Annotated in this window: 5 protein-coding genes; 3 read left to right on the top strand and 2 right to left on the bottom strand. The window is 68.2% G+C overall.

What is annotated here, in order from left to right; translation table 11 throughout:
• Window positions 1–69: 69 nt before the first annotated feature.
• Together AB0M65_RS39970 and AB0M65_RS39965 are read right to left on the bottom strand one after the other, a co-directional pair.
• A complete protein-coding gene (locus AB0M65_RS39970) occupies window positions 70–444 on the bottom strand; it encodes a YccF domain-containing protein (RefSeq protein WP_364040573.1) in 375 nt (124 codons plus the stop codon).
• Window positions 444–1,205: a PhzF family phenazine biosynthesis protein gene (locus AB0M65_RS39965; RefSeq protein WP_364040570.1), complete on the bottom strand. Its 762-nt coding sequence runs from the start codon at window positions 1,203–1,205 to the stop codon at window positions 444–446. Before AB0M65_RS39965 ends, AB0M65_RS39970 begins: the two co-directional genes overlap by 1 nt.
• Window positions 1,206–1,344: 139 nt before the next feature.
• Here AB0M65_RS39965 and AB0M65_RS39960 point away from each other — a divergent pair, with 139 nt between their 5' ends.
• The 3 genes from AB0M65_RS39960 to AB0M65_RS39950 all read left to right on the top strand — a co-directional run bounded on the left by AB0M65_RS39960 (window position 1,345) and on the right by AB0M65_RS39950 (window position 5,546).
• Window positions 1,345–3,042, top strand: coding sequence for an AMP-binding protein (locus AB0M65_RS39960; protein WP_364040567.1), 1,698 nt, complete (start codon window positions 1,345–1,347; stop codon window positions 3,040–3,042).
• A gap of 149 nt (window positions 3,043–3,191) precedes the next feature.
• The gene (locus AB0M65_RS39955; protein WP_364040564.1) at window positions 3,192–4,307 is read left to right on the top strand and encodes a hypothetical protein; all 1,116 of its coding nucleotides are present in this window, start codon (window positions 3,192–3,194) and stop codon (window positions 4,305–4,307) included.
• 105 nt (window positions 4,308–4,412) lie between these two features.
• Window positions 4,413–5,546, top strand: coding sequence for a hypothetical protein (locus AB0M65_RS39950; RefSeq protein WP_364040561.1), 1,134 nt, complete (start codon window positions 4,413–4,415; stop codon window positions 5,544–5,546).
• Window positions 5,547–5,681 lie beyond the last annotated feature (135 nt).

Genomic DNA, 5,681 nt, shown 5'->3' with positions numbered 1-5,681 from the left:
GTCCCCATAGGACACTTTTTGTCCTATGGGGACCCCTCATGACACTTCGACACGGGGCTGACCAACGCCCTACGGCAGCTCGACGATCTCCTTGCCCAGCGGCATCAGCGAAACCGGGATCATCTTGAAGTTCGCCACGCCCAGCGGGATCCCGATGATCGTGACGCACAGCGCGACCCCGGTCAGCACATGCCCGATCGCGAGCCACAGCCCGGCGAAGAGGAACCAGATGACGTTGCCGATCGTCGAGGCCGCGCCGGCGTCGTGCCGGTCGGCCACGGTGCGGCCGAACGGCCACAGCGCGTAGGCCGCGATCCGGAACGACGCCAGCCCGAACGGGATGGTGACGATCAGGACGCAGCAGATGATGCCCGCGACGATGTAGCCGAGCGCCATCCACAGGCCGCACAGCACGAGCCAGATGACATTCAGGATCAAGCGCATCAGACGTGCAACTCCCCGCTGGCCACGGTGACCGCTTGCCCCGAAAGCAGGACGCGGTCACCTTCGAGACGCATCCGCACGATGCCGCCACGCGCGGAGGCCTGCTCGCCGACGAGTTCGTCCCGGCCGAGGCGTGCGGCCCAATAAGGCGCCAGAGCGCAGTGCGCGGAACCGGTGACGGGGTCCTCGTCGATGCCGACGCCCGGCGCGAAGAACCGGGTGATGAAGTCGGCCCCGTCGACGTCACCCGGGGCGGTCACCATCAGCCGTCCGGTCCAGTGAGCGCGCAGCGCGGCGAGGTCCGGCGTGAGGGACCGGACCACCGAAGCGTCGTCCACCACCGCGAACAGGTTTTGATGACTCCGTCCGACGTACTCGAACTCGACGCCCGGCAGGATCGCCGACAGGTCGTCGTCGGATTCACGCGGCGGGTCCGACGGGAAGTCCATCGACACCCAGCCGTCCTCGGTTCCGCAGCGCAGCTCACCGCTTCTCGTCGTGAAGGTCTGCTTGCCGCCCAGGACGTGCGTGGTCGCGAGAGTCGCGTGCCCGCACAAGTCGACCTCGGTCTCCGGCGTGAACCAGCGAAGCGGCTTCGGGCCTTCGCCACCGACCTCGACGAAGGCGGTCTCGGCGTGCTTCAACTCCGCCGCGACGGACTGCATCCAGCCCGCGTCGCCCGGCGAGTCCAGCAGCACGACCCCGGCGGAGTTGCCGGCGAAGGCCTCGGAGGTGAAGGCGTCGACGATGTAGAGGCGCATGTCCCCGACGATATCGGGCATACCGGAGCCCGGCCTCCGGGTTTTCCCCGAGGTGTCACGGGTCTCCACTCGCAGGTGGCCCAGGTCACCGGGGGTTCTTAGACTCGATGGGTCGCTGCCGCCGAACGCAGGAGTCCCCATGCCTGACGCCCCCGAACTACCGGCTTCGAGGCACGCCTTCCCGCCGGGAACCCATCGGCGCAGCTATGCATCGGGAATCTCGGCCGTCCCGTTGCTGGGGGACACCATCGGGGACAACTTCGATGGCGTCGCCGCCGCCTTCGGTGATCGTGACGCGCTCGTCGACCGCGCGGCGGGGAAGCGCTGGACCTACGCCGAACTGGCCGCCGACGTCGACGCGCTCGCGCTGGGCCTGCTGGACCTCGGCATCGCCAAGGGTGACCGCGTCGGCATCTGGGCGCCGAACCGGGCGGAGTGGACGCTCACCCAGTACGCCACCGCGAAGATCGGCGCGATCCTGGTCAACATCAACCCGGCCTACCGCTCGCACGAACTCGAGTACGTGCTGAACCAGGCCGGGATCAAGCTCATCGTGGCCGCGGAGTCGTTCAAGACCTCGGACTACGCGGGCATGATCGCCGAGGCGGGGCCGAAATGCCCGGCGCTGGCACACGTCGTGCTGCTCGAAAGCCCCGCGTGGCCGTCACTTCTGGAGATCGGCCGCAAGGCCGACCGTGCGCGCCTGACCACCCGGCAGAGCGAGCTCTCCGCGGACGACCCGATCAACATCCAGTACACCTCCGGCACCACGGGCTTCCCCAAGGGCGCCACCCTCAGCCATCACAACATCCTGAACAACGGCTACTTCGTCGGCGAGCTCTGCAACTACACCGAAGCAGACAAGGTCTGCATCCCGGTGCCCTTCTATCACTGCTTCGGCATGGTGATGGGCAATCTCGCCGCCACCACCCATGGCGCGTGCATGGTCATCCCGGCGCCGGCGTTCGAGCCGAAGGCCACCCTGGAGGCCGTCGCGGCGGAGAAATGTACGTCGCTGTACGGGGTTCCGACGATGTTCATCGCCGAACTGGCCGACCCGGATTTCGCTTCCTACGACCTTTCTTCACTGCGCACCGGGATCATGGCCGGTTCGCCTTGTCCGGTCGAGGTGATGAAGCAGGTCATCGACCGGATGGGGATGGCGGAGGTGTCGATTTGTTACGGGATGACCGAGACCTCGCCGGTGTCCACGCAGACCCGCGCGGACGATTCGGTGGAGCGGCGGGTGTCCACGGTCGGGCGCGTCGGGCCGCATCTGGAGGTCAAGGTCGTCGACCCGGAGACCGGGCTGACCGTGCCGCGTGGCGAGCCCGGCGAATTCTGCACGCGCGGGTACTCGGTGATGCTCGGTTACTGGGAGCAGGCCGGCAAGACGGCCGAGGCGATCGACGCGGCGCGCTGGATGCACACCGGTGACCTCGCGATCATGGACGCCGACGGGTACGTCAACATCACCGGCCGGATCAAGGACATGGTCATCCGCGGTGGTGAAAACCTGTACCCGCGCGAGATCGAGGAGTTCCTCTACACCCATCCGGACATCCTCGACGCGCAGGTCATCGGCGTCCCCGATGTGAAGTACGGCGAGGAGCTGATGGCGTGGGTCCGCCTGCGCGAGGGCGCCACCCCGCTGACCGCCGAGGCGGTGCGGGAGTTCTGTGAGGGAAAGCTGGCGCGCTACAAGATCCCGCGTTACGTCCACGTCGTCGAGGAGTTCCCGATGACGGTGACCGGCAAGGTGCGCAAGGTCGAGATGCGGGAGCGGTCGATCAGCATCCTCGGCCTGGAGGCGGCGGCGTCGGCCGAGCACGCCTGATTGGTTGACAGTCAGGGGCAACCTGTCACATCGCTGACGCGTGTTCCCTCCGCGGCAGGAGGGTTTTCCAGCCTCCGTGGAGACGGGGGCGGTCGAACTTGCCGCGAAGGGGAGCCATGTCATTCAACCGGAGTACAAGAGTTCTCGCAGTGGCCGGTTCGCTCGCGGCACTGCCGCTGATGCTGCCCGGCGTGGCGGCCGCGGCGACCGCGCCCGCCCCGATCGACCTCGGCACCTTGCCGGGCGACCAGTTCAGCCAGGTCGTCGCGATCAACGCCGACGGCGTCATGGTCGGTTCGTCCACGCCGCTCGACGGCCAGATCAAGGACCACGCGGCGAAATGGGACGGGCGGGGCCGGATCTCCGCCCTGCCGGGGCTCGGCTTCGAGCAGAGCAAAGCCGTGGACATCAACGATCGCGGGATCGCGGTCGGCTGGGCCCACAAGGACATCGAAGGGAACCGGGCGGCGGTCAAATGGGCAGCCGACGGGACCGTCACCACGCTGCCCTACCTGCCCGGTGGTGACTACGCCACCGCGAACGCGATCACCGACGGCGGCGTCGTCATCGGCGCCGGGCACGCGGCGGACGGGAAGACGCATGCCGTGCGGTGGAATCCGGACGGCAAGGTGGTGGACCTCGGGGGGCTGCCTGGCGGGTCCGCCGGCAGCGCGGAATGGATCACCACGGACGGCCGGATCGTCGGCGGGACGGCGTCCGACGCCGCCGGGAACAACCACGTGGTGCGGTGGAATCTCGCCGGAGCCATCACCGACCTTTCGCCTGGCAACCCGTACAGCACCGGAAACGCCATGAACGACCTCGGGGTGATCGTCGGGAGCGCCGACCTGAACGGCAACCCGAAACCCGTGCGGTGGGAGCGCGACGGGCGGATGACCTGGCTCGACTGGCCCGAGCGGGATCCGGCCTGGGCGAACGCGGTCAGCAACGCCGGTGTGGTCGCCGGTGGCGGCTATCTGGCCTTCGGTACGGAAAGCCCGGTCAAGTGGAACCGGGCGGGGACCCGGACGACGCTTTCGACCCAACGCGGGATGGGGAACGACGTCGACCGGACCGGGGCGATCGTCGGGGAGGAAGACAACATCGCGGTCAAATGGGACGCTCGTGGGGTGAAGACGGTCCTCGGCACGCTGCCGGGTGGCACCTCCAGTTCCGCGAGCCGCATCGGGCCGAACGGGACGATCATCGGCCTGGCTTCCAACGAAGCCGGCCGCTGGCACGCCGTCTACTGGCCTGCCGGATAGTCGAAGTTGACACTTCAGGGCAACCTGTCACATCGCTGAGACGTGTTCCCCTATGCGGCGAAAGTCCCGCAGAGCGCGGGGCCATGGGGGTCGCATAGGGGAAACATGTTCATGCAGCGGGGTAAACGTCTACTCGTCATGGCCGCGGTCGCCGTGGCACTTCCGTTCTCCCTCCCCGCGGTGGCGACCGCGGCGGCGGGTCCGATCGAACTCGCCGTCGTGCCCGGCACCAACGAGACGTCGGTGACGGCGATCGGTGACCGCGGGCAGCTCATCGGGGAATCCTGCAGTAACGCACCGCACTCGCACTCGTGCGTCGCGGTTAAGTGGGACAAGGCAGGCCGGGTTTCCCAGCTGGGGACCCTGCCCGGCGGGTTCGCGGCGGCGAAAGCGGTCAACGCGAGCGGGGTGATCGCCGGTGCGTCGAATTCGCGGGCCGTGCGGTGGTCACAAGACGGGTCGATCACCCAGCTGCCCGCGCCGCCGGGTGGCTCGACCACGGAAGCCAACGGGATCAGCTCGACCGGTGTCATCGTCGGTACGGGTTCGACCTCGGACAGCCGCCGGCGCGGTTTGCGCTGGGATTCGGCCGGGAATGTCTCGGTGCTCGCCGCTCCTCCGCTGGAGGGGAACTACTACGCCAGCGCGATCACTCGTGACGGGCGGTTCATCGCCGGGCAGCTTTACGCGGCAGACGGCAGCATCCGGGTCCTGCGCTGGGACGCCACCGGCGCTGTCACCGTACTCGGCCCGGAGGGCCAGCTGAGCTGGTTCGCCGACCTGAACGCTTCCGGTGAGATCGTCGGCAGGACCATGATCAACGATCGGTACGCGGCGGTGAAGTGGACCGCCGACGGCACCATGATCGAACTCGGCTGGACCAACTCGTATGCCACGGATGTGCTGGCGATCAACGGTTTCGGGGTTTCGGTCGGCTCGGGCTACGTCGACGCCGCCGGTACCTACGCCGCGGTGCGGTGGGCCGCGGACGGGACGATGACCCGCTTGTCCGCCGACATCGCGGGCTCGGCCGAGGACATCGACGCGCGGGACAGGGTCGTCGGTGCCAGCGCGGGGAAGGCCACGCTCTGGGACGCGAACGGCGAGCGGACCGACCTCGGCACGCTGCCGGGTGGCGGTTTCAGCCGGGCGCAGCTGATCGGTCTCGACGGGACGATCGCGGGCGGCGCGGTCGCCGCGGGCGGTGGCTGGCACGCCGTCTACTGGCCAGCCAGGTAAGTGCCCGATCGCGCGTGAAGGCCCCCTTCCCTCGGCTGACCCCAGGGCCCCGGCAAAGTCGGTTGCCTGGATGAGGGCAGGCACGGTCTCTGGTTGATCATGTGAGTGTCTAAGTCCCATGATCGTGTGAGAGAA

The organism is Amycolatopsis sp. NPDC051071 (assembly GCF_040682875.1).
GTDB lineage: Bacteria > Actinomycetota > Actinomycetes > Mycobacteriales > Pseudonocardiaceae > Amycolatopsis.
This window is presented reverse-complemented; position numbering and strand designations above follow the sequence as displayed.

What these genes read in the sequence shown, in the direction of transcription:
- AB0M65_RS39950 (WP_364040561.1), top strand. Translation starts at nt 4,413, where the DNA reads ATGTTCATGCAGCGGGGTAAACGTCTACTCGTCATGGCCGCGGTCGCC.
- AB0M65_RS39965 (WP_364040570.1), bottom strand. Translation starts at nt 1,205, where the DNA reads ATGCGCCTCTACATCGTCGACGCCTTCACCTCCGAGGCCTTCGCCGGC.
- AB0M65_RS39970 (WP_364040573.1), bottom strand. Translation starts at nt 444, where the DNA reads ATGCGCTTGATCCTGAATGTCATCTGGCTCGTGCTGTGCGGCCTGTGG.
- AB0M65_RS39960 (WP_364040567.1), top strand. Translation starts at nt 1,345, where the DNA reads ATGCCTGACGCCCCCGAACTACCGGCTTCGAGGCACGCCTTCCCGCCG.